The organism is Streptococcus mitis, from assembly GCF_965111735.1.
In the GTDB taxonomy this organism is placed as follows: domain Bacteria; phylum Bacillota; class Bacilli; order Lactobacillales; family Streptococcaceae; genus Streptococcus; species Streptococcus mitis_DR.
In genome coordinates, this window is record NZ_OZ217346.1 from 1,014,025 (window position 1) to 1,033,698 (window position 19,674).

Sequence of the window (19,674 nt, forward strand, 5' to 3'; positions counted from 1 at the left end):
GCTGGAGGTTAATTGTGGAGAAAATCATTAAAGAAAAAATTTCTTCCCTACTTAGTCAAGAAGAGGAAGTCGTCAGTGTTGAACAACTGGGGGGAATGACCAATCAAAACTATTTGGTCAAAACAACAAATAAGCAATATATTGTTAAGTTCTTTGGTAAAGGGACAGAAAAGCTTATCAATCGTCAAGATGAAAAGTACAATCTTGAACTACTAAAGGATTTAGACTTAGATGTAAAAAATTATCTTTTTGATATTGAAGCTGGTATCAAAGTTAATGAGTATATCGAATCTGCGATTACGCTTGATTCAAGGTCAATCAAGACCAAATTTGATAAAATTGCTCCAATATTACAAACTATTCATGCTTCTGACAAGGAATTAAGAGGAGAATTTGCTCCTTTTGAAGAAATCAAAAAATACGAATCTTTGATTGAGGAAAAAATCCCTTATGCTAACTATGAAGCAGTTAGAGAAGAAGTCTTCTCCTTAGAGAAAAGATTGGCTGACTTAGGTGTTGACAGAAAATCTTGTCATATCGATTTGGTGCCTGAAAACTTTATCGAATCACCTCAAGGACGACTTTATCTGATTGACTGGGAATATTCATCAATGAACGATCCAATGTGGGATTTGGCTGCTCTCTTTTTAGAGTCTGAATTCACTCCTCAAGAGGAAGAAGCTTTCTTATCTCACTATGACAGTGAGCAAACACCTGTCTCTCGTGAAAAGATTGCTATTTATAAAATTTTACAAGATACTATTTGGAGTCTATGGACAGTCTATAAAGAAGAGCAAGGTGCAGATTTTGGTGACTATGGTGTGAATCGTTACCAGAGAGCTGTTAAAGGTTTGTCCTATTATGGAGGTTCAGATGAAAAATAAAAATGGAGTTTCTTTTGGTCTACTCTCAGGTGTTTTCTGGGGTTTAGGTCTAACAATTAGCGCTTATATCTTTTCAATTTTTACAGATTTGTCGCCCTTTGTGGTGGCCGCCGCTCATGATTTCTTGAGTATCTTTATCTTACTAGCTTTTCTTTTAGTAAAAGAAGGAAAAGTTCGTCTCTCGATTTTCTTAAATATTCGCAATGTTAGTGTAATCATCGGAGCCTTGTTAGCAGGTCCTATCGGTATGCAGGCCAATCTTTATGCAGTTAAGTATATCGGAAGTTCCTTAGCTTCATCTGTATCGGCTATTTACCCTGCAATTTCAGTTTTATTGGCTTTCTTCTTTTTGAAGCATAAGATTTCGAAAAATACTGTGTTTGGGATTGTCTTGATTATTGGAGGGATTATTGCTCAGACCTATAAGGTTGAACAGGTTAATTCCTTCTACATTGGCATTCTCTGTGCTTTGATTTGTGCTATTGCATGGGGTAGTGAGAGTGTTCTTAGCTCTTTTGCCATGGAAAGTGAATTGAGTGAAATCGAAGCCCTCTTAATTCGTCAAGTAACTTCATTCTTGTCCTATCTTGTGATTGTGCTCTTCTCTCATCAGTCATTTGCAGAAGTCGCCAATGGACAATTGCTTGGTCTTATGCTTGTCTTTGCAGCCTTTGATATGATTTCTTATTTGGCTTATTATATCGCTATCAATCGCTTGCAACCAGCCAAGGCTACAGGCTTGAACGTGAGCTATGTAGTATGGACAGTCTTGTTTGCAGTTGTTTTCTTAGGTGCACCGCTAGATATGCTGACAATTATTACGTCACTTGTCGTCATTGCCGGAGTTTATATTATTATTAAAGAATAAAGGAGATTCGTGTGAAAGCCATCATCTTAGCAGCGGGATTGGGAACTCGCTTGCGTCCTATGACTGAAAATACCCCTAAAGCCTTGGTTCAGGTTAATCAAAAACCTTTGATTGAATACCAAATTGAGTTTCTTAAAGAAAAAGGAATCAATGACATCATCATCGTCGTTGGTTATCTTAAAGAACAATTCGATTACTTGAAAGAGAAATATGGAGTTCGCCTCGTTTTCAATGATAAATACGCTGACTACAATAACTTTTACTCTCTCTATCTTGTAAAAGAAGAATTAGCTAACAGTTATGTTATTGATGCCGACAATTATCTCTTTAAAAATATGTTCCGCAATGATTTGACACGTTCAACTTATTTTAGTGTTTATCGTGAAGATTGCACTAACGAATGGTTCTTGGTTTATGGAGATGACTACAAGGTTCAAGACATTATTGTTGATAGTAAAGCTGGTCGCATTCTTAGTGGTGTATCATTCTGGGATGCTCCAACTGCAGAAAAGATTGTCAGCTTTATCGACAAGGCTTATGCAAGTGGCGAATTTGTTGATCTCTACTGGGACAATATGGTTAAGGATAACATCAAAGAGCTAGATGTCTATGTTGAAGAATTAGAAGGCAATAGCATCTATGAAATCGATAGTGTCCAAGACTATCATAAATTAGAAGAAATTCTTAAAAGCGAAAATTAAAGATTCCAACATCTGGCTAAAATAGTCGGATGTTTTTTATTTCACTTTAGTTTGATATTTTTAATAACTGTTTGAAATATGGTTGTTAAATATAAAAAAAACAGAAAATGAACAAAAAACAACAGAAAAATATTGACAACGATTTCATATAGTGTTATACTTATAGCATAAAGTTAATGGAAAGAAGGGAAAACCTTATGGGATTAGATCATTTCTTTGACAAAAACCTTGTGTTTTGCTTAGAAGCGGATAATCAAGAACATCTCTTTGATCAGGTTGCAACTTTATTGGAAGAACGAGAAATCGTAACTCCAACTTATCGTGAAGCCTTGATTACGCGTGAAAAGTCATTTCCAACTGGCTTAGATATGGAATTTTTGGGTAAGGATTTGCCGAATGTAGCTATTCCTCACACAGATATTGTTCATAATCTAGCTGAAAAAGTTGTGGTTGTTCGATTAGAGAAACCGGTGACTTTCCACAATATGATTGCACCAGATAAGGAAGTAGAGGTATCCTTGCTCTTCTTTATCATTAATAACTCAAGTTCAAGTCAAACGAACATTCTTGCTCAGTTGATGGACTTCTTTACTGGAAATGGTCATCTTGAAGACCTATCAAAAATTTCTGATCCTGAAGCCCTCTATGCTTATATCGCTGAAGAAACTGCATAATCTTGTCTATTAAAAATATTAAATCGGAGGAAATCCATATGATTAAAATTCTTGCTGCCTGCGGTGCAGGTGTTAACTCAAGCCACCAAATTAAAAGTGCTCTTGAAGAAGAACTTTCAAACCGCGGTTTCGATGTTCACTGTGATGCGGTAATGGTCAAAGACGTTAACGAAGACCTTATCAAAGGTTATGACATCTTCACACCAATTGCTGCTACAGACCTTGGTTTTGACCCAGGTATTCCAGTTATCGAAGCTGGACCAATCTTATTCCGTATCCCAGCTATGAGTGCTCCAGTATTTGACAATATTGAAGCAGCTATCAAAGAACACGGATTAAGCTAATTTTATTTTGTTAACATTCACATAACATAAAAAGGGAGGAACTGTTATGGATGCAATCTTTGACCTAATCGGCAAGGTTTTCAAGCCCATCTTAGATATGGGTGGACCTGTCATCATGTTAATCATTTTGACAGTATTGGCTTTACTTTTTGGAGTGAAATTCTCCAAAGCGCTTGAAGGTGGTATCAAACTTGCCATCGCTCTTACTGGTATCGGAGCTATCATTGGTATGCTAAATGGTGCTTTCTCAGCATCACTTGCAAAATTCGTTGAAAACACTGGTATCCAATTGAGTATCACTGACGTTGGTTGGGCACCACTTGCTACAATCACTTGGGGATCTGCTTGGACACTTTACTTCTTGCTTATCATGTTGATTGTCAACGTAGTAATGCTTGCTATGAAGAAAACAGATACACTTGACGTCGATATCTTCGATATCTGGCACTTGTCTATCACAGGTCTTTTGATTAAATGGTATGCAGACAACAACGGTGTGAGCCAAGGGGTTTCACTCTTGATTGCTACAGCAGCCATCGTACTTGTTGGTGTGTTGAAAATTATCAACTCTGACTTGATGAAACCTACATTTGATGACCTTCTTAACGCACCAAGTTCATCACCAATGACATCAACTCACATGAACTACATGATGAACCCAGTTATCATGGTTTTGGATAAGATTTTTGAAAAATTCTTCCCAGGTCTTGATAAATATGACTTTGACGCTGCTAAATTGAACAAGAAAATCGGTTTCTGGGGTTCTAAATTCTTTATCGGTTTCATTCTTGGTATTGTTATCGGTATTATGGGAACTCCACATCCAATTGAAGGTGTTGCAGATGCAGATAAATGGCGTCTTGTTATCAAAGGATGGTTGTCTCTTGGTTTGACAGCCGGTGTATCTTTGGAACTCTTCTCACTTATCGGTTCATGGTTCATCGCTGCCGTAGAACCACTTTCACAAGGTATTACAAACGTTGCTACTAAACGTCTTCAAGGACGTAAATTTAACATCGGTCTTGACTGGCCTTTCATCGCTGGTCGTGCTGAAATCTGGGCTTGTGCTAACGTACTTGCACCAATCATGTTGATTGAAGCGGTGCTTCTTTCAAAAGTCGGAAATGGTATCTTGCCACTTGCAGGTATCATCGCAATGGGTGTTACTCCAGCTCTCTTGGTTGTAACACGTGGTAAATTGCTCCGTATGATTATCTTCGGAACACTCTTGTTGCCACTCTTCCTTCTTTCAGGTACACTTATTGCACCATTTGCAACAGAACTTGCTAAAGGTGTAGGTGCCTTCCCAGCAGGTGTGAGCCAAACTCAATTGATTACTCACTCAACTCTTGAAGGACCAATCGAAAAACTTCTTGGTTGGACAATTGGTAACACTACAACTGGTGATATCAAAGCAATCCTTGGTGCTGTAGTCTTCCTTGTATTCTATATCGGTATCTTTGCTTGGTACAGAAAACAAATGATCAAACGTAACGAAGAGTACGCAGCGAAAGCAAAATAATGCGCTCCTATAAAATGTAAATTGTTGAAACTAGGTCGTCATACCATTAGGAGTGACAGCCTAGTTTTTTATAAACTATTAAGAAATCGGAGAAAATAATGGTAATTGAATTAAAATCAGAACAATTAAGAGTTCAATTTAACAGTTTTGGTGGGGCTCTTTCTTCTATAAAAGATGCTGAGGGAGTTGAGTATTTGTGGCAAGGGGATGCTACTTATTGGAGTGGACAAGCTCCTGTTCTCTTTCCTATTTGTGGTTCATTGAGAGAGGATATAGCACTTTATATAGATGATAATGGACAAGAAAGTAAAGGAAAGATTCCTCGTCATGGTTTGGTTCGCAAGAAAGAATTTGAATTAGTTGAACAGACAGATAATAGTGTAACTTTTGCAATTGAAGACGATGAGAATAGCTATCAGAACTACCCTTATCATTTCCGCCTAGAAATCACTTATAGCCTTACTGGCAAGACAGTACGAACTCAATATAAGATTTTCAATAAAGAAACCAACAAGGTCATGCCTTACTTTATTGGTGGACATCCAGGCTTTAATTGTCCTCTACTTGATGATGAAGTCTATGAAGATTACTATTTAGAGTTTGAGAAAGAAGAGACTTGCTCTGTTCCACGTCCTTTCCCACAAACGGGTATGCTGGATTTTCAAGATAGAAGTCCATGGCTAGAGGGGCAAAAAGAAATAGATCTTAGTTATGATCTTTTCAGCACGGATGCAGTCACCTTAGATGACTTGCAATCTAGAACAATTGCGCTTCGTTCTCGTAAACATGATAAGGGATTGAAAGTGCACTTTGCAGAGTTCTCAAATCTTATTATCTGGTCAACTTTGAATAAAGGTCCTTTCATTGCTTTTGAACCATGGTCAGGCTTGTCAACATCTCTTGAAGAAGGAGATCATCTAGAAGATAAGAAGAATGTTCGTCTCCTAGAACCTGGTCAAGTGGATCAAATTGGTTTTGATATCGAAATCTTTTAGATAAAAAACCACAAAAACAAACATTAACTGTTGACTTTTTCCAGAAATAGGAGTATATTATGTTTGTAAACAACAAATGATGTTTGTAACAAACAAACAATCACTTGTTATATTCTCTTTGAAGGAGAGATTATGCTAGGAAATTGATTTCCTAAACTTGAATAAGGTGTAAGTCATCTCATTCAACCCAATTTGTCAATAAACTGCTAGAAAGCTTTTTGTAGGTAATACTCAATGAAAATTAAAGAGCAAACTAGGAAACTAGCCGCAGGCTGTACTTGAGTACGGCAAGGCGACGTTGACGCGGTTTGAATTTGATTTTCGAAGAGTATAAACTGCTAACTATAAAAGGTTTTATTAGCCTAGAAAAATAAAAAGGAGTATACAATATGTCTATTGTTATCGGTGCAGATGCTGCAGGTTTGAGATTGAAAGAAGTTGTGAAAGACTTCTTGGAAAAAGAAAACTTCCACGTTGTGGATGTTACAGCTGAAGGTCAAGACTTTGTTGATGTGACTCTTGCTGTTGCTGCAGAAGTAAACAAAGAAGAACAAAACCTTGGTATCGTGATTGATGCTTATGGAGCTGGTCCATTTATGGTTGCAACAAAAATCAAAGGAATGGTTGCTGCAGAAGTTTCTGACGAACGTTCAGCTTATATGACTCGTGGCCACAACAACTCACGTATGATCACTATGGGTGCACAACTTGTTGGTGATGAATTGGCTAAAAACATCGCTAAAGGATTTGTTAACGGTAAATACGATGGTGGACGTCACCAAATTCGTGTCGACATGTTGAACAAAATGTGCTAATTAGATTACAGTAAGAAAGGTAAGTTAAAAATGAGAATTGCAATTGGATGTGACCACATCGTAACAGATGAAAAAATGGCGGTTTCAGAATTTTTGAAATCAAAAGGATATGAAGTTATTGACTTTGGTACATATGACCATACACGTACTCACTACCCAATCTTTGGTAAAAAAGTAGGGGAAGCTGTAACTAGCGGTCAAGCTGATCTTGGGGTATGTATCTGTGGTACTGGTGTTGGTATCAACAACGCTGTAAATAAAGTTCCTGGTGTTCGTTCTGCCTTGGTTCGTGATATGACAACAGCCCTTTATGCTAAAGAACAATTGAACGCAAACGTTATCGGTTTTGGTGGTAAGATTACTGGTGAATTGCTCATGTGTGACATCATCGAAGCTTTCATCCATGCTGAATACAAACCATCTGAAGAAAACAAAAAATTGATTGCGAAAATTGAACACGTTGAAAGTCATAATGCTCAACAAACAGACGCAAACTTCTTCACTGAATTCCTTGAAAAATGGGATCGCGGAGAATACCACGATTAAGAGGTGACTTATGATTTTAACAGTCACAATGAACCCATCCATTGATATTTCCTATCCTTTGGATGAGTTAAAGATTGATACTGTCAATCGTGTGGTGGATGTAACCAAAACGGCTGGTGGTAAGGGACTCAATGTTACCCGAGTACTTTCAGAATTTGGGGATTCTGTTCTTGCTACTGGTTTAGTGGGTGGCAAACTTGGTGAGTTTTTGGTTGAAAATATCGATGATCAAGTAAAGAAAGATTTCTTCTCAATTCAGGGAGAAACTCGGAACTGTATCGCTATTCTCCACGGAGACAACCAAACAGAAGTCCTTGAAAAAGGTCCTGAAGTATTGGAACAGGAAGGTCAAGACTTTTTGGAACATTTCAAAAATCTCCTAGAGTCAGTTGAAGTAGTAGCTATCTCAGGCAGTCTGCCAGCTGGTCTTCCAGTTGATTACTATGCGAGCTTGGTTGAACTTGCTAATCAAGCTGGCAAGCCTGTTGTCTTGGACTGCTCTGGTGCAGCACTTCAGGCGGTTCTTGAATCACCACATAAACCAACAGTCATCAAACCAAATAATGAGGAACTATCTCAGCTTCTAGGAAGAGAAGTTTCTGAGGATTTGGATGAATTAAAAGAAGTACTTCAAGAACCTTTGTTTGCAGGTATTGAATGGATTATCGTTTCACTTGGTGCCAACGGTGCCTTTGCCAAACATGGGGACACTTTCTACAAGGTAGATATTCCTAGAATTCAGGTGGTCAACCCTGTCGGATCTGGAGATTCTACTGTGGCAGGAATTTCTTCAGGACTTCTTCACAAAGAATCGGATGCAGAATTACTCATCAAGGCAAATGTCCTTGGTATGCTCAATGCTCAAGAAAAAATGACTGGTCATGTCAACATGGCCAACTATCAAGCTCTATATGATCAATTAATAGTAAAAGAGGTATAAAATGGCTTTAACAGAACAAAAACGTGCACGCTTAGAAAAACTTTCTGATGAAAATGGTATCATCTCAGCTCTTGCATTTGACCAACGTGGTGCTTTGAAACGCCTCATGGCTCAACACCAAACAGAAGAACCAACTGTGGCTCAAATGGAAGAACTTAAAGTTTTGGTAGCAGATGAATTGACTAAATACGCTTCATCTATGCTTCTTGACCCTGAGTATGGACTTCCAGCGACTAAAGCTCTTGATGAAAAAGCTGGTCTTCTCCTTGCTTATGAAAAAACAGGTTATGACACAACAAGCACAAAACGCTTGCCAGACTGCTTGGATGTTTGGTCTGCAAAACGTATTAAAGAAGAAGGTGCAGATGCAGTTAAATTCTTGCTTTACTATGATGTAGATAGCTCAGACGAACTCAACCAAGAAAAACAAGCTTACATCGAACGTATCGGTTCTGAATGTGTGGCTGAAGATATCCCATTCTTCCTTGAAATTCTTGCTTACGATGAAAAAATTGCTGACGCAGGTTCTGTAGAATACGCTAAAGTAAAACCACACAAAGTTATTGGTGCTATGAAAGTCTTCTCAGACCCACGCTTTAACATTGATGTCTTGAAAGTAGAAGTTCCTGTTAACATTAAATATGTTGAAGGTTTTGCTGAAGGTGAAGTAGTTTATACACGTGAAGAAGCAGCAGCCTTTTTCAAAGCCCAAGATGAAGCAACTAACTTGCCATACATCTACTTGAGTGCTGGTGTATCAGCTAAACTCTTCCAAGATACTCTTGTATTTGCTCATGAATCAGGTGCAAACTTTAACGGAGTTCTTTGTGGCCGTGCTACATGGGCTGGATCAGTTGAAGCATACATCAAAGATGGTGAAGAAGCAGCACGTGAATGGCTTCGCACAACTGGATTTGAAAACATTGACGAACTCAACAAAGTTCTTCAAACAACAGCAACTTCATGGAAAGAACGCGTGTAAGCAAGTCCTCCTAGGTTAGGAACATGAATCTAAAAATTTTTTAAAAAAGTTGTATGTAAAGGTTTACAAAATAACTTACTTGTGCTATACTTAAATCACAAGTTAATACAAGGTGAGTGTTACTAAGTAATATTAGGCATGATCACAGGTGAATTAGAAATCAGATGATTTTCTAGTTCATTTGTGGTCATTTTTTGTACTAATATACCTTTAAGATATAAAAGGAGGTTGACATGTATCGAATTCTAAATCCAATGAATCACAATGTCTCGCTTGTCAGAAATGATAAAGGAGAAGAAGTGATTGTGATTGGTAAGGGGATTACATTTGGAAAGAAGAAAGGGGATTTGATTGCTGAACAGCAGGTTGAGAAAATCTTTCGGATGAAGACCGAAGAGTCAAGAGAAAACTTTATGGCTCTCCTCAAAGATGTTCCGCTTGATTTTATCACAGTGACCTATGAAATCATTGATAAGCTATCAAAGAAATATCATTATCCGATTCAAGAGTATCTCTACGTAACCTTGACAGATCATATTTACTGTTCTTACCAAGCTCTAGCACAAGGAAGGTACAAGGATAGTAATCTGCCAGATATTTCCACTAAGTATCCTGTCGCTTTTCAAATTGCAAATGAAGCATTTGAAATTTACCGTCAGAAGCTAGCGGATCATTTTCCTGAGGACGAAATTATTCGGATTGCTTATCATTTCATCAATGCCGAAGGCGAGAATGAAGTCCAAGTAGTTGAGTCGATTGATAAGAGGAAAGAAATTCTCAGGAATGTTGAAGAAGTGCTAAAGGACTATGCAATTCAACGAACCAAAGAGAATAACCATTTCTATGATCGCTTTATGATCCATTTGAATTATTTCTTGGATTATTTAGACCGCTCTAGAGATGATAACCAATCGCTTCTGGATATGGAAGACCATATCAAACAATCCTATCCCAGAGCGTTTGAGATTGGTTCTAAGATCTATGATGTGATTACGCAACATACGGGTCTTGATTTGTATAAAAGTGAACGTGTTTATCTTGTTCTACATATCCAACGTTTATTGTCATAAAAATTTAATTAAAACTATATAAGGAGAATTCTATCATGAATAGAGAAGAAGTAACATTGTTAGGTTTTGAAATCGTAGCCTATGCTGGCGATGCTCGTTCAAAACTATTGGAAGCCTTGAAGGCTGCTGAAGCTGGTGATTTTGCAAAAGCGGATGCTCTTGTAGAGGAAGCTGGTAGCTGTATCGCAGAGGCTCACCACGCGCAAACAAGTCTATTGACTAAGGAAGCATCTGGCGAAGATTTGGCTTATAGTGTGACCATGATGCACGGTCAAGATCACTTGATGACAACTATTTTGTTAAAAGATTTGATGCACCATTTAATTGAACTGTACAAGAGAGGAGTTAAATAATGAATAAATTAATTGCATTTATCGAGAAAGGAAAGCCTTTCTTTGAGAAACTATCTCGTAATATCTATCTTCGTGCTATTCGTGATGGTTTCATTGCAGGTATGCCTGTTATTCTCTTCTCAAGTATCTTTATCTTGATTGCCTTTGTACCAAACTCATGGGGCTTTAAATGGTCTGATGAAGTTGTAGCTTTTCTGATGAAACCTTACAGCTATTCAATGGGGATTCTAGCTCTCTTGGTAGCTGGTACAACAGCTAAATCACTGACCGACTCAGTAAATCGTAGCATGGAGAAAACCAATCAAATCAACTATATGTCAACATTGTTGGCAGCAATTGTTGGTTTGTTGATGTTGGCAGCTGATCCTATCGAAAATGGCCTAGCTACTGGATTCTTGGGGACAAAAGGTTTGCTTTCAGCCTTCCTTGCTGCCTTTGTTACTGTAGCCATCTATAAGGTTTGTGTTAAGAACAACGTCACTATTCGTATGCCTGACGAAGTTCCACCAAATATCTCACAAGTCTTTAAAGATGTGATTCCATTCACTCTATCAGTGGTTTCTCTTTATGCTCTTGATTTACTAGCACGTCATTTTGTGGGTGCTAGTGTAGCAGAATCAATCGGTAAATTCTTTGCACCATTATTCTCTGCTGCTGATGGTTATCTAGGTATTACCATTATCTTTGGTGCCTTTGCCTTCTTCTGGTTTGTTGGTATCCATGGTCCATCTATTGTTGAACCTGCTATCGCAGCAATTACCTATGCCAATGCCGAAGTCAACTTGAATCTTCTCCAACAAGGTATGCACGCTGACAAGATTCTTACTTCTGGTACACAAATGTTTATCGTTACCATGGGTGGTACTGGTGCGACACTGGTTGTTCCATTCATGTTCATGTGGTTAACAAAATCTAAACGTAACCGTGCAATCGGTCGTGCTTCAGTAGTTCCAACATTCTTTGGTGTAAATGAACCAATCTTGTTTGGTGCACCACTTGTATTAAACCCAATCTTCTTCATTCCATTTATCTTTGCTCCAATCGCAAACGTTTGGATATTCAAATTCTTTATTGAAACACTTGGAATGAACTCATTTACTGCTAATCTACCATGGACAACTCCAGCTCCACTAGGTCTAGTTCTTGGTACGAACTTCCAAGTTCTATCATTCATTCTTGCTGCTCTTTTAATCGTGGTTGACGTAGTCATTTACTATCCATTCCTTAAAGTCTATGATGAACAAATTCTTGAAGAAGAGCGTTCAGGTAAATCTAATGATGAATTGAAAGACAAAGTTGCTGCAAACTTCAACACTGCAAAAGCAGATGCTATTCTTGAGAAAGCGGGTGTCGATGCAGCTCAAAATACAATCACTGACGAAACAAATGTCCTTGTTCTATGTGCTGGTGGAGGTACAAGTGGTCTCCTTGCAAATGCTTTGAACAAGGCAGCTGCAGAGTACAATGTTCCTGTGAAAGCAGCAGCAGGTGGCTATGGTGCTCACCGTGAAATGTTGCCAGAGTTTGATCTTGTTATCCTTGCCCCTCAAGTTGCTTCAAACTTTGAAGATATGAAAGCAGAAACAGATAAACTAGGTATTAAACTTGCCAAGACAGAAGGCGCTCAATACATCAAATTAACCCGTGATGGAAAAGGTGCTCTTGCATTTGTACAAGCTCAATTCGATTAACGATAGGGACTCTGAAATAGTCTCCTCTCGTTACGGAAATCGCTATGGCGAATTTCCTAATCGCCTTATTAATTCGTCGGTAAAAAGATATCGTTTTTACCTCCTCATGTCACAATTCGATTAACGATAGGGACTATAAAACAGTCTCCTCTCGTTACGGAAATCGCTATGGTGAATTTCCTAATCGCCTTGTTAATTTGTCGGTAAAAAGACATCGTTTTTACCTCCTCATGTCACAATTTGGTGACTCGGTACAAGAAGTGAGATGGAGAAGGATGGCTCACTGACTCCTCTCCTCTCACTTTTACTTTATTTAAATCAAGAAATAGGTGAAAAAAATGACAAAAACACTTCCAAAAGACTTTATTTTCGGTGGCGCAACAGCTGCTTATCAAGCAGAAGGTGCTACGCATACTGATGGAAAAGGACCAGTTGCTTGGGATAAATATCTTGAAGATAACTACTGGTACACTGCAGAACCAGCCAGTGATTTTTACAATCGATATCCAGTTGACCTTAAGTTGGCAGAAGAGTATGGTGTCAATGGTATTCGAATTTCTATTGCTTGGTCACGTATTTTCCCGACTGGTTACGGTCAAGTAAATGCTAAAGGTGTTGAGTTTTATCATAATCTATTTGCAGAGTGTCACAAACGTCACGTTGAGCCCTTTGTAACTCTTCATCACTTTGACACACCAGAAGCTCTCCACTCAAATGGAGACTTCTTAAACCGTGAAAATATCGAACACTTTGTAGACTACGCTGCCTTCTGTTTTGAAGAATTCCCAGAAGTAAACTATTGGACAACATTCAATGAAATTGGACCAATCGGTGATGGTCAATACTTGGTTGGTAAATTCCCTCCAGGTATTCAGTACGATCTTGCCAAAGTCTTCCAATCGCACCACAATATGATGGTGTCTCATGCACGTGCAGTAAAATTGTACAAAGAGAAAGGTTATAAAGGTGAAATTGGGGTTGTTCATGCTCTGCCTACTAAGTATCCTCTAGATCCTGAAAATCCTGCAGATGTTATTGCGGCAGAGTTGGAGGACATTATCCATAATAAATTTATCTTGGATGCAACTTATCTGGGTCACTACTCTGAAAAGACCCTGGCAGGGGTAGAGGCTATCTTGGCTGCCAATGGTGGTAGCTTGGATCTTCGTGAAGAAGATTTTACAGCATTAGAAGCTGCAAAAGACTTGAATGATTTTCTAGGAATCAACTACTATATGAGTGACTGGATGGAAGCCTTTGATGGAGAAACTGAAATCATCCATAATGGTAAGGGTGAAAAAGGAAGCTCTAAATACCAAATTAAAGGTGTTGGTCGTCGTGTAGCTCCTGACTATGTACCACGTACGGATTGGGATTGGATTATCTACCCTCAAGGTTTGTATGATCAAATCATGCGAGTGAAGAAAGATTATCCTAACTACAAGAAGATTTACATCACTGAAAATGGACTTGGTTATAAAGATGAGTTCGTCGATAACACTGTTTACGATGATGGCCGTATTGATTACGTGAAACAACACTTGGAAGTCTTGTCTGATGCTATTGCAGATGGAGCGAATGTAAAAGGTTACTTCATTTGGTCATTAATGGATGTCTTCTCATGGTCAAACGGTTATGAAAAACGCTACGGTCTCTTTTATGTAGACTTTGAAACACAAGAACGTTATCCTAAGAAATCAGCTCACTGGTACAAGAAAGTAGCAGAAACTCAAGTGATTGAGTAGTAGAATTACTAATTAGATATAGAATTTTAGTGAGGCAAAAAGATGTTCAAAGATTTTATCCAATCTATTTATGAAAAAGTTTATATTATAAATTTCGAAAAATGTTCTCAAATACCTTGTTTGACTAATGAGGAGCTGAAAAATCTTGGGAAATGGTATGTCTCTACCGGTAAAGAATGGATTTGCCATTCAGACTATGAGCTGGAAGAATTTAAAAATATCTTTTTAAATTTTATCAGTCCTGAAGAACGGGATAATATCTCCTTTGATTCAGATTTTATGCCGTTTCAACAATCATAAAGAATCTAGGAAACTCTTTGTAAAAATCTTCATCAAAAAATGCGTCATATCAAGATTTTTATTTTCTTGATATGACGCATTTTATATTTTATCAATCCTCAGTCTTATGGTTTAGAAAGAATAATTTTTGTTTGTTTTGAAAGTTGTTCAAACGTTTCTTTGCTCAGTTTAGAATCTGAAACGATGATATCAATATCAGAGATATTGTAGAAGGTATAGAAATCAAATTTATTGAACTTACTATGGTCAGCTAGTAAGTATTTTTTATTGGAATTATTGAGGGCGATGCGTTGAGATTCACCTTCCTCTTCACTAAAGGTCGCAATCGCATTGTCCTGAATACCATTACAGCTAACGAAAGCTTTAGAAAATTGAAGATTGGCTAAGTTTTGCAAGGTTAGTGTTCCCACAAAGGCTCCAGTGATAGAGCGGTAGTTTCCACCGATTAAAATCAAATCTGTTAGTTTTCGTTCGTTTAAGATGAGAAAGACTGGTAAACTGTTTGTTACAACACGAATATTATCAATTGGAAGTTCACGGGCAAAAGATTCTAAGGTCGTACCAGGGCCGATAAAAATAGTTTCACCCTCATCAATTAAATGGCCTGCAAAACGGCTAATTTCTTGTTTTTCTGCGATTTGTAAGCTTTGTTTTTCAATATTGGAACGTTCATTATTTAAAATAGAACCTGTGCGAATTTTCTCAGCTCCCCCGTGTACTCGAACAAGTAGATCCTTGTCTGCCAACTCTTGCAAGTAGCGTCTAGCAGTCATATCTGACACATCCAAGCGAGTCATGATTTCTTTTACAGTAATAGTTCCCTTTGTATTTACCGTTTCTAGAATATTATCTAGTTTTTCCTGCTTTAACATCGTTATCACCTCTATTTCTATTACTATTTTATCATAAAGTATTCAATCAATCAATCTAAAAAACAAAAGAAAACAAAAACAAAAACATCATGGTTGTTTTAAACAAACCATGATGTTTTTATCACTTATAAAATAGATGACCTTAGTCCAAACCGTAGTTGTAGTCATCGTCTTGCATAGCTTCAACTTCACCAAGGAGGTAACCATTTCCGACTTGAGAGAAGAAGTCGTGGTTGGAAGTTCCTGTTGAAATACCGTTCATAACGATTGGGTTGACATCGTCAGCTGAATCTGGGAAGAGTGGATCTTGTCCCAGGTTCATGAGTGCCTTGTTGGCATTGTAGCGAAGGAAGGTTTTGACTTCTTCCGTCCAACCAACACCATCATAGAGGCTCTCTGTATAACCTTCTTCGTTTTCATAAAGAGTATAGAGCAGGTCGTACATCCATTCTTTTAGCTTTTCTTGCTCTTCTTCAGGTAATTCATTGAACCCAAGTTGGAATTTGTAACCAATGTAGGTTCCGTGAACAGACTCATCGCGGATAATCAGTTTGATAATTTCCGCAACGTTGGCTAGTTTGTTGTTACCGAGATAGTAGAGGGGAGTGAAGAAACCAGAGTAGAAGAGGAAGGTTTCAAGGAAGACGCTGGCAACTTTCTTTTCAAGTGGGCTACCGTTTAGGTAGATTTCGTTGACAATCTCAGCCTTCTTTTGTAGGTAAGGATTGGTATTGGTCCATTCGAAAATTTCTTCAATCTCAGCCTTAGTATTCAAGGTAGAAAAGATTGATGAGTAAGATTTTGCGTGGACAGATTCCATAAATTGGATGTTATTGAAAACAGCTTCCTCATGGGGTGTACGGATGTCTGCGCGAAGGGCTTGAACCCCAGTTTCAGATTGCATAGTATCGAGAAGGGTTAAACCACCAAAGACTTTTCCAACCAAGTCTTTTTCTACATTTGATAGCTTTCTCCAGTCATCCAAGTCATTTGACAAGGGAATACGTGTATCAAGCCAGAATTGCTCCGTCAGTTTTTCCCAAGTTGATTTGTCGATGACATCTTCGATGGCATTCCAGTTAATGGCTTTGTAGTAAGTTTCCATTTTGAAATCTCTTTCTGTGTTTAGTATTGCGAACTCACAATTACTTCTATTTTATCATAATTCTAGAGGAGTATCGCACAAAAAGTCGGAAGCCCGACTTTTTGTTATTTCATAGTATAGATGCTTATTCCAGTTTAGTTTAGCAGGGTGAATGAATACTTATCTGAGAAAATGTAGTTTCCTCAAGCAATGATTAAATCACACAGCTTTCACATTGGTTGGCACCGACTTCTCCACCATCATCTGTAAAGGTACGGACGTAGTAGATAGACTTGATACCCTTGTTAAAGGCATAGTTACGAAGGATAGACAAGTCACGTGTCGTTTGTTTGTTTTCTTTCTTCCATTCGTAAAGACCTTTTGGAATGTCACTACGCATGAAGAGTGTGAGTGAAAGCCCTTGGTCCACATGCTCAGTTGCAGCTGCGTAAACATCAATCACCTTACGCATATCCATGTCGTAAGCAGAAGTGTAGTAAGGAATGGTTTCTGTTGACAAGCCAGCAGCAGGGTAGTAGATTTTACCGATTTTCTTTTCTTGACGTTCCTCGATACGTTGCGTAATCGGGTGGATAGAAGCGGAAACGTCATTGATGTAACTGATAGAACCATTTGGCGCTACAGCAAGACGGTTTTGGTGGTAAAGACCATCTGCTTGAACCTTGTCGCGAAGTTCAGCCCAATCAGCAGCACTTGGGATAAAGACATCTTTGAAAAGTTCTTTAACACGGTCTGATGTTGGAACAAACTCGCCAGTCACATACTTGTCAAAGTAGCTTCCATTAGCATAATCTGATTTTTCAAAGTTGTAGAAGGTGATACCACGTTCACGCGCAATATTGTTTGACTCAACTAAAGTCCAGTAGTTCATGAGCATGAAGTAGATGCTTGTAAATTCAACAGACTCAGGCGATCCATATTCAATCAATTGTTGGGCAAGGTAGCTGTGAAGTCCCATTGCACCAAGACCAAAGGTATGAGCTTGGCTATTTCCGTGGTCGATAGTAGGAACAGCTACGATGTGCGAACTATCTGTAACGAAAGTAAGGGCACGAACCATAGCACGGATAGAACGACCAAAGTCAGGTGAAGCCATCATGTTAACCACGTTGGTTGAACCAAGGTTACATGAAACGTCCGTTCCCATTTGAAGGAATTCTTGAGCATCGTTGATCAAGCTTGGTTCTTGAACTTGAAGAATCTCAGAACACAAGTTACTCATGATAATCTTACCATCAACAGGATTTGCACGGTTAGCCGTATCAATGTTGACTACATAAGGGTAGCCAGATTCTTGTTGCAATTTAGATATTTCAGTTTCCAAATCACGCGCCTTGATTTTTGTCTTGCGGATATTTGGATTTGCGACCAATTCATCGTATTTTTCAGTGATGTCGATGTAGTTGAATGGTACACCGTATTCAAGTTCTACAGAGTAAGGGCTGAAGAGGTACATTTCTTCATTTTTACGTGCTAATTCGTAGAATTTATCGGGCACCACAACACCAAGTGAAAGGGTCTTAACACGAACTTTTTCATCGGCGTTTTCTTTCTTAGTTGAAAGGAAGGCGATGATATCTGGGTGAAAGACGTTGAGATAGACAACACCAGCACCTTGACGTTGTCCCAATTGGTTTGAGTAAGAGAAGCTATCTTCGAAAAGCTTCATAACAGGAACGACACCTGAAGCAGCACCTTCATATCCTTTGATAGGAGCTCCAGCTTCACGAAGGTTGCTGAGGGAAATTCCCACACCGCCACCGATACGTGAAAGTTGAAGAGCTGAGTTGATAGAACGTCCGATAGAGTTCATATCATCAGTTACTTGGATTAGGAAGCAAGATACTAACTCCCCACGGCGAGCACGTCCAGCATTCAAGAAGGAAGGAGTAGCAGGTTGGTAGCGTTGGTGGATGATTTCATTGGCAATATCGATTGCAATAGCTTCATTCCCATCAGCAAAATAAAGGGCGTTAAAGAAGACACGGTCTTCCATGCTTTCAAGATAATATTCACCGTCGTTAGTTTTCAAAGCATATTGATTGTAAAACTTATAGGCAGCCATGAAAGACTTGAATTGGAAGTTTTGGTCTTTGATAAATTGAGACAATTCTTCCAAAAATTCTGGACGGTATTTCTTGATAAAGGCTGTTTCGATGTAGTTGTGTTCAATGAGGTAGTTGATTTTATCCTTGATTGAATCAAAAACCATAGTGTTTGGAACTACATTTTCTTTAAAGAAGGCATCCAAGGCTTCCTTATCTTTATGAAGCATGATTTGTCCATTGACAGGACGGTTGATTTCGTTATTGAGACGGAAGTAAGTCACGTCCTCAAGATGTTTTAATCCCATAAAATTTCCCTTATCTAATTACAAAAGAAAGGCTTCTAAGTTAGCCCTAGAAGCAGTTTCTTCTGGATGATGTACTAAGATTATGCTAATTGTTTCAGTTTTCCTGGTTGGAAACCTGAAAAGACTTCAGTTGGTGTTTGGATAACAGGAGCAGCGCTGAAACCAAGCTCTTTAACTTGATCGATGTACTCAGGTTGCTCATCAAGATTGATTTCACGATAAGCGACATTATTACTGTCCAAGAAACGTTTGGTCATTTTACATTGGACACAGTTGTTTTTAGAATAAACGGTTACCATTGTGTAACTCCTCTTTCAAAATAGATTACTTTCTTAGTATATCAGAAAATAAAAATTTGTCAACGATTTAAAACTAAATATAGTGGTCTATTTTTCTGTTCAAGCTCACAAAACACAATATGTAGTGTTTGTTTTGTAAAATAGTGATAATTATCCAATAAGTTGTTTTTTGAAAAACTATATCCTGTGTTTTGTTATCTAAAATAGAAGATTTTCAGCAAGTTATCTGAAAGGAAATCGAATAAATCCCATAAAATGCTTGAAAAAAATCCTAGAAGATGATATAATACCAAATTGTAAGGGTTATCACATATAACTCAAAAAAGAAAGAACAAAAGGAGAGTCAAACTATGGCTTCTAAAGATTTCCACGTAGTGGCAGAAACAGGTATTCACGCACGTCCAGCAACATTGTTGGTACAAACTGCTAGCAAATTTGCTTCAGATATCACTCTTGAGTACAAAGGTAAATCGGTTAACCTTAAATCAATCATGGGTGTTATGAGTCTTGGTGTTGGCCAAGGTGCTGACGTAACTATCTCAGCTGAAGGTGCAGATGCAGATGACGCTATCGCTGCAATCTCAGAAACAATGGAAAAAGAAGGATTGGCATAAG

Annotated in this window: 21 protein-coding genes; 17 read left to right on the forward strand and 4 right to left on the reverse strand. The window is 38.2% G+C overall.

Features of this window, described 5'->3' with window-relative positions; genetic code table 11:
• Positions 1 to 14 precede the first annotated feature (14 nt).
• The 16 genes from ACLV7W_RS04960 (at position 15) to ACLV7W_RS05035 (ending at position 14,430) form a co-directional block, all read left to right on the forward strand.
• Positions 15 to 884 (forward strand): phosphotransferase, encoded by an 870-nt coding sequence (locus ACLV7W_RS04960; RefSeq protein WP_411865541.1) that lies wholly within the window; start codon positions 15 to 17, stop codon positions 882 to 884.
• Complete coding sequence (locus ACLV7W_RS04965) at positions 874 to 1,752, forward strand: DMT family transporter (protein WP_049544121.1); 879 nt, start codon at positions 874 to 876, stop codon at positions 1,750 to 1,752. Before ACLV7W_RS04960 ends, ACLV7W_RS04965 begins: the two co-directional genes overlap by 11 nt.
• Before the next feature lie 11 nt (positions 1,753 to 1,763).
• Positions 1,764 to 2,453 carry a sugar phosphate nucleotidyltransferase gene (locus ACLV7W_RS04970; RefSeq protein ID WP_411865542.1) on the forward strand — a complete coding sequence of 230 codons (690 nt, stop codon included), beginning with the start codon at positions 1,764 to 1,766 and terminating at the stop codon, positions 2,451 to 2,453.
• 197 nt (positions 2,454 to 2,650) lie between these two features.
• Complete coding sequence (locus tag ACLV7W_RS04975; RefSeq protein ID WP_000521973.1) at positions 2,651 to 3,127, forward strand: PTS sugar transporter subunit IIA; 477 nt, start codon at positions 2,651 to 2,653, stop codon at positions 3,125 to 3,127.
• Between the two features lie 38 nt (positions 3,128 to 3,165).
• Positions 3,166 to 3,471, forward strand: a complete 306-nt coding sequence (locus ACLV7W_RS04980) for a PTS sugar transporter subunit IIB (RefSeq protein ID WP_000590547.1) — start codon at positions 3,166 to 3,168, stop codon at positions 3,469 to 3,471.
• A gap of 46 nt (positions 3,472 to 3,517) precedes the next feature.
• Complete coding sequence (locus ACLV7W_RS04985; protein WP_411865543.1) at positions 3,518 to 4,993, forward strand: PTS galactitol transporter subunit IIC; 1,476 nt, start codon at positions 3,518 to 3,520, stop codon at positions 4,991 to 4,993.
• A gap of 98 nt (positions 4,994 to 5,091) precedes the next feature.
• Complete coding sequence (locus tag ACLV7W_RS04990; protein ID WP_080890724.1) at positions 5,092 to 5,988, forward strand: aldose 1-epimerase family protein; 897 nt, start codon at positions 5,092 to 5,094, stop codon at positions 5,986 to 5,988.
• Between the two features lie 389 nt (positions 5,989 to 6,377).
• A complete protein-coding gene (gene lacA, locus ACLV7W_RS04995; RefSeq protein ID WP_000029277.1) occupies positions 6,378 to 6,803 on the forward strand; it encodes a galactose-6-phosphate isomerase subunit LacA in 426 nt (141 codons plus the stop codon).
• 30 nt (positions 6,804 to 6,833) lie between these two features.
• Positions 6,834 to 7,349, forward strand: coding sequence for a galactose-6-phosphate isomerase subunit LacB (gene lacB / locus ACLV7W_RS05000; protein WP_001216913.1), 516 nt, complete (start codon positions 6,834 to 6,836; stop codon positions 7,347 to 7,349).
• Between the two features lie 10 nt (positions 7,350 to 7,359).
• Positions 7,360 to 8,289, forward strand: coding sequence for a tagatose-6-phosphate kinase (locus ACLV7W_RS05005; RefSeq protein WP_084926384.1), 930 nt, complete (start codon positions 7,360 to 7,362; stop codon positions 8,287 to 8,289).
• 1 nt (position 8,290) lies between these two features.
• Positions 8,291 to 9,271 (forward strand): tagatose-bisphosphate aldolase, encoded by a 981-nt coding sequence (lacD, locus tag ACLV7W_RS05010; protein ID WP_001229115.1) that lies wholly within the window; start codon positions 8,291 to 8,293, stop codon positions 9,269 to 9,271.
• A 233-nt stretch (positions 9,272 to 9,504) separates the two neighbouring features.
• Positions 9,505 to 10,341, forward strand: a complete 837-nt coding sequence (locus ACLV7W_RS05015) for a PRD domain-containing protein (protein WP_084926383.1) — start codon at positions 9,505 to 9,507, stop codon at positions 10,339 to 10,341.
• 35 nt (positions 10,342 to 10,376) lie between these two features.
• Positions 10,377 to 10,694 carry a PTS lactose/cellobiose transporter subunit IIA gene (locus tag ACLV7W_RS05020; protein ID WP_039704004.1) on the forward strand — a complete coding sequence of 106 codons (318 nt, stop codon included), beginning with the start codon at positions 10,377 to 10,379 and terminating at the stop codon, positions 10,692 to 10,694.
• Entirely contained in the window at positions 10,694 to 12,385 is a 1,692-nt protein-coding gene (locus ACLV7W_RS05025) for a lactose-specific PTS transporter subunit EIIC (RefSeq protein WP_261813767.1), read from the forward strand. The genes ACLV7W_RS05020 and ACLV7W_RS05025 overlap by 1 nt, the downstream gene beginning before the upstream one ends.
• A gap of 338 nt (positions 12,386 to 12,723) precedes the next feature.
• Positions 12,724 to 14,130, forward strand: a complete 1,407-nt coding sequence (lacG, locus tag ACLV7W_RS05030; protein WP_050242723.1) for a 6-phospho-beta-galactosidase — start codon at positions 12,724 to 12,726, stop codon at positions 14,128 to 14,130.
• A gap of 42 nt (positions 14,131 to 14,172) precedes the next feature.
• Positions 14,173 to 14,430 carry a DUF3884 family protein gene (locus tag ACLV7W_RS05035; RefSeq protein WP_080713123.1) on the forward strand — a complete coding sequence of 86 codons (258 nt, stop codon included), beginning with the start codon at positions 14,173 to 14,175 and terminating at the stop codon, positions 14,428 to 14,430.
• A gap of 104 nt (positions 14,431 to 14,534) precedes the next feature.
• Here the strand turns inward: ACLV7W_RS05035 and ACLV7W_RS05040 are convergent, their stop codons facing one another.
• The 4 genes from ACLV7W_RS05040 to nrdH form a co-directional block, all read right to left on the reverse strand.
• The gene (locus tag ACLV7W_RS05040; protein ID WP_049516646.1) at positions 14,535 to 15,302 is read right to left on the reverse strand and encodes a DeoR/GlpR family DNA-binding transcription regulator; all 768 of its coding nucleotides are present in this window, start codon (positions 15,300 to 15,302) and stop codon (positions 14,535 to 14,537) included.
• A 142-nt stretch (positions 15,303 to 15,444) separates the two neighbouring features.
• A complete protein-coding gene (gene nrdF / locus ACLV7W_RS05045) occupies positions 15,445 to 16,407 on the reverse strand; it encodes a class 1b ribonucleoside-diphosphate reductase subunit beta (RefSeq protein ID WP_000451386.1) in 963 nt (320 codons plus the stop codon).
• Between the two features lie 193 nt (positions 16,408 to 16,600).
• Positions 16,601 to 18,760 (reverse strand): class 1b ribonucleoside-diphosphate reductase subunit alpha, encoded by a 2,160-nt coding sequence (gene nrdE / locus ACLV7W_RS05050; RefSeq protein ID WP_411865544.1) that lies wholly within the window; start codon positions 18,758 to 18,760, stop codon positions 16,601 to 16,603.
• Positions 18,761 to 18,840: 80 nt separating this feature from the next.
• Complete coding sequence (gene nrdH, locus ACLV7W_RS05055) at positions 18,841 to 19,059, reverse strand: glutaredoxin-like protein NrdH (protein WP_000259240.1); 219 nt, start codon at positions 19,057 to 19,059, stop codon at positions 18,841 to 18,843.
• Between the two features lie 350 nt (positions 19,060 to 19,409).
• Between nrdH and ACLV7W_RS05060 the strand changes: the two genes are divergently transcribed.
• Positions 19,410 to 19,673 (forward strand): phosphocarrier protein HPr, encoded by a 264-nt coding sequence (locus tag ACLV7W_RS05060; protein ID WP_000146947.1) that lies wholly within the window; start codon positions 19,410 to 19,412, stop codon positions 19,671 to 19,673.
• The last annotated feature ends 1 nt before the right edge of the window (position 19,674 follow it).